Source organism: Lactobacillus equicursoris DSM 19284 = JCM 14600 = CIP 110162 (genome assembly GCF_001434815.1).
In the GTDB taxonomy this organism is placed as follows: domain Bacteria; phylum Bacillota; class Bacilli; order Lactobacillales; family Lactobacillaceae; genus Lactobacillus; species Lactobacillus equicursoris.
In genome coordinates this window covers 1-4,543 of record NZ_AZDU01000077.1, presented here as the reverse complement: position 1 = coordinate 4,543, position 4,543 = coordinate 1, and the positions used below count along the sequence as shown (strand labels likewise).

Here is a 4,543-nt window from a genome sequence, read left to right as displayed (position 1 = left end):
AATTAGGACACTAATTTCGGGGGTCATATCAATACTTACAACAAATAGGACATTTTCCTAAGTTAACAAATAAGACATTATCACTTGTTAATCACATATTTTCTTATAATTTCAAAAAAACTATTGCTAAATCTCTTTGAAAGCGGTATTATATAACCAACAAGTGAAAAAGAGTGAAATTGTTAACTGATAAAATCGGCGCAGGCTCACTTATCCAATTTTAATGGGTAAGTGGGTCTTTTTTCGTTAAAGGAGAGAAAATTTGGTAATCAAGAAAGTATTGAACAATGGCGCTGTCCTTACCACCAATCAAGATGGTGAAGAAATTATAGTTCTTGGTAAAGGAATTGCTTTTAATAAAAAAGCCGGAGATTCGATCGATGAAACAAAGATCTATAAAATTTTTACTCCTTTTGATGAAAGACAGCGATCTATTTTATTGAAGACAATTCATGAAACAGACCCGATCTATTTTCAAATATCGCAGAAAATTGTTGGTCGCTTAAAGCGTGAAGAAAATCTTGATTTGGCAGATAGTGTCTATATTACGTTAACTGATCACTTGGCAACTAGTGTTGAACGCGGAAAGAAGGGATTATATCTCAGCAATAGTTTTTTATGGGAAATTCAAAACTATTATCCAAAAGAGTTTCGTTATGGCTTGTGGGCTTTGCAGCTCTTAAATAAACAATTTAATTTGAAATTTCCTGAAGATGAGGCGGGGTTTATTGCGGTTCACATTATCAATGGTGAATTAGGAAATGATATTAGTGATTTTAAAAAGTCAATTGATTTTATTAAAGAAGTCACCAAGATCGTTCGCTATTATTTCAATATTGACATAGATTATAAATCCCTTGCATATAATCGGTTTGCATTACATTTGAAGTTCTTTTGGAAATGCATGATGTATAACCAAGGAAATCGATCGTTAGGTGATTTAAGTGATGAGATACTTAAAGTCATCAAATCAAGTGATATCGATGCATATAAATGTGCTTTAAAAATAAAAGATTTTATTGCTGAAAAATACAATTATCAATTAACTAATGAAGAAGTAATGTATATTGCCATTCATATTAACAAAATAACTTCAGATTTGAGGAGAAGAAAATGAAGTACGAGAAAATGAACAAAGAAATCTTGGACGCAATTGGCGGTGAAGATAATATTCAATCAGTTGTCCATTGCTCCACAAGATTACGTTTTGTTTTAAAAGATGAAAGTAAAGCCGATGATAAGAAAGCCGAAAGCATTGATGGCGTTTTACAAGTAGTCAAAAAAGGTGGACAGTATCAATTAGTCATCGGTAATACTGTTGAAGATGTCTATGATGATTTGATGCAAATGATTCATATCGACAATAATGATAACGATGATGAAAATAAATCTAATAAAAAGAAAAATTGGTTTGACGTAATCATTGGTGCGATTACTGGTTCAATTGCCCCAGCTATCCCATTACTAGCCGGTGCTGGTATGGGCAAAGTATTATTGTTGATTTTAACAATTTGCAATGTCCTATCAGAAAAAAGTCAAACTTATCAATTATTAAATCTAATCTTTGATACTGGTTATTACTTTATGCCAGCTTATGTTGGTTTTTCAGCTGCTAAAATTTTCAAAACTAATCAAATGCTAGGTGGATTCATTGGACTAATGACAGTTCATCCAGTTTGGGCACAAATTGTAGCTGCTAAGAAACCTTTCTATTTCTTAGGTTTGCCAGTTCCATTAGTTCAATATTCTGCCACTTTAATTACTGCTATTCTTTCTGTATGGATTATGTCTTATATCTATAAGTTCGTCAGAAAGATCACTCCAGGAATGGTCAAAGTGTTCATGGAACCAATGCTTACCATGTTAATTACTGGACCATTGGTATTCTTGTTTATTGGACCTTTATCAAACTGGATTTCACAAGGTATCGGCTTTATTGCTATGTGGCTCTATCACAATGCTGGTCTTATTGCTATTCCAGTACTTGCTGCTTTATATCCTTGGCTTGTTTCAATTGGTATTCACAAAGCTTTGTCACCAATTAGTATTCAATTAGTCGCTACACAAGGTTTTGACCCAATTATTCGTGTTGTTGCTTTATGTTCAAACATGTCACAAGCTGCAGCTTCTCTTGCTGTTGGTTTAAAGAGTAAAAACAAAGAATTAAAATCATTAGCTTTATCATCAAGTGCTACTGCATATCTTGGTGGTATTACTGAACCAGCACTATTCGGTGTTAACTTACGACTTAAAAAGCCTATGTATGGTGCTATGATTGGTGGTGCGATTGCTGGTATCGTTGCAAGTTTTATGAAAATTAAAGCATTTATCTATGTAACGCCAGCTTTCTTAAGTTTACCAATGTGGGTTTCAAAGACTGAAAACTTTGTCGTTCAAGCAATTATCATTATTATCATTGCCAGCGTTGCTACATTTATCGCCACTTGGATTATTGGTTTTGATGATCCGGTAGATAAAAATGAAGTAAAAAAGGCTGCCAAAGAAGAAAAGAAGAATTTTGAAAAAGATCACGAAAAACACGAATTACATGCCCCTGTTAAAGGTGAATTGGAAGATATTTCTAAAGTTAATGATCCAACTTTTGCTAGTGGTGTGATGGGTAAAGGCATTGCCGTTATTCCAAGTGAAGGTAAGATCTTTGCACCTGATGATGGTGTTGTAACTGCCACTTTTGAAACTCACCATGCTATTGGCTTGCATTTAAACAATGATGCAGATGTTTTAATCCATGTCGGAATTGATACTGTTGAAATGAAGGGTGAAGGATTTAAACAATTAGTCAAAAAAGGTGACAAGATTAAAGCCGGTCAAGAATTGCTTGATTTTAATATTGATAAAATTAAACAAGCAGGTTATGATCCAACTGTAATTATGATTGTAACTAACTCTAAAGATTTCTTAGAAGTTTTGCCTGTGTTAAAAGATAAGGAAAAAACTGAATCAGTCACCAAAGATACTAATGTTATGATCTTGGCTTAGGGGATGACATGATGGCAAATTATGTAGTACCGCAAAATTTTATGTGGGGTATAGCAACTTCTGCAAACCAAGTTGAAGGTGCTTGGAATGAAGATGGTAAAGGGATGTCAATTGCTGATTGTGAACGTTTTAATCCTCGTCAAGATTTGAATGATTATAAGAAAGTAAATGACATGACAAGTGCGGAAATCGATCAAGCGCTTAAAGACAAGACAACCAAGGCTTGGGGTAAGCGTCATGGTGTTGATTTTTATCATCGTTATTCATCTGATCTTGAAATGTTAGCTAAAACAGGCATCAATTCAATGCGAATTTCTATTGCTTGGAGTCGAATTTTTCCTAATGGAGATGATTCCAAGCCTAACCAAGCGGGATTGAATTACTATGAGCATCTTTTTAAAAAGATGAATTCTTTAGGTATTACGCCAATTGTGACTTTATCGCACTATGAAATGCCGTTAAATTTAGTTTTAAATTATAATGCTTGGTATGATAAGAAAGTTGCCGATTTCTTCTATAATTTTGCTGAGACCGTAATCGACCAATATCATGATTTAATTAAATACTGGATTCCGATTAATGAGATCGATAGTATTATTCGCCATCCATATTCTTCAGCGGGCTTAGTTAAGGATCGTTTTCCAAATAAAAACTTCAAAGAAGTTATTTACCAAGCAATGCATAATCAATTCGTTGCTTCAGCTAAGATTACTAAATATATCCATGAAAATTATCCTGCTCTTAAAGTTGGAAGCATGATTACCAGTACAATGGTTTATCCTTATAATAGCGATCCACGCAATATGTTAAAGGCCACCCAAATCATGCGTGAGAGTTATGATTTTAGTGATATTCAAATTAGAGGTAAATATCCTAAAGTCTTACTAAAGCAGATTCAAAAGATGGGTTTGCAAATCGATATGACTAATGAGGAATTGAAGTTAATCGAAGAAAATACTGCTGACTTTGTTGCCTTTTCTTATTATTCATCTGTTTGCACAGCCTTTGATACTACGGGGCTAAAGGTTACTAAAGCTAACCGCACAACGGGAGTTTATAATAAATACCTTCCAGAAAGTGAATGGGGCTGGCAGATTGATCCGATTGGACTTAGATTAATTTTAATTAATCTTTATGATCGCTATCAAAAACCGCTATTTATTGTAGAAAATGGCCTAGGAGCCAAAGATAAATTAACTGATGATGGCAAAGTTCATGATCAATATCGTATTGATTATTTAAAAGCACATATTAATGAAATGCTTAAATCAATTAAGGAAGATGGTATTGAATTAATGGGTTACTTGATGTGGGGAACAACTGATATGGTTTCGGCATCAACGACACAAATGTCAAAACGATATGGTTTAATTTACGTTGATCTTGATGATGAAGGCAACGGCAGTTATAAACGTTATCCTAAAGATTCATATTATTGGTATCAAAAATTATTATCTTATGGAAATGAAATACCGAAAAGCTATTTAGAATAATCATATTAAAAACATGATATGCCCCCCAAAATTGGGACAAATTAGTATTA

The 4,543-nt window shown here is 33.5% G+C and carries 3 protein-coding genes; all 3 read left to right on the top strand.

Annotated features, from left to right (window positions below):
- The first annotated feature begins 262 nt into the window (after nucleotides 1-262).
- The 3 genes from FC20_RS09150 to FC20_RS09140 are packed head-to-tail and all read left to right on the top strand — an operon-like array spanning nucleotide 263 to nucleotide 4,493.
- Entirely contained in the window at nucleotides 263-1,117 is an 855-nt protein-coding gene (locus FC20_RS09150; RefSeq protein ID WP_008460363.1) for a PRD domain-containing protein, read from the top strand.
- Nucleotides 1,114-3,000 (top strand): PTS beta-glucoside transporter subunit IIBCA, encoded by a 1,887-nt coding sequence (locus FC20_RS09145; RefSeq protein WP_008460364.1) that lies wholly within the window; start codon nucleotides 1,114-1,116, stop codon nucleotides 2,998-3,000. The genes FC20_RS09150 and FC20_RS09145 overlap by 4 nt, the downstream gene beginning before the upstream one ends.
- 11 nt (nucleotides 3,001-3,011) lie before the next feature.
- Nucleotides 3,012-4,493 carry a glycoside hydrolase family 1 protein gene (locus FC20_RS09140; RefSeq protein WP_035173111.1) on the top strand — a complete coding sequence of 494 codons (1,482 nt, stop codon included), beginning with the start codon at nucleotides 3,012-3,014 and terminating at the stop codon, nucleotides 4,491-4,493.
- Nucleotides 4,494-4,543: the final 50 nt, after the last annotated feature.

Bases quoted from the DNA above. Each gene is read 5' to 3' on its own strand.
- FC20_RS09145 (WP_008460364.1), top strand. From the start codon at position 1,114: ATGAAGTACGAGAAAATGAACAAAGAAATCTTGGACGCAATTGGCGGT.
- FC20_RS09140 (WP_035173111.1), top strand. From the start codon at position 3,012: ATGGCAAATTATGTAGTACCGCAAAATTTTATGTGGGGTATAGCAACT.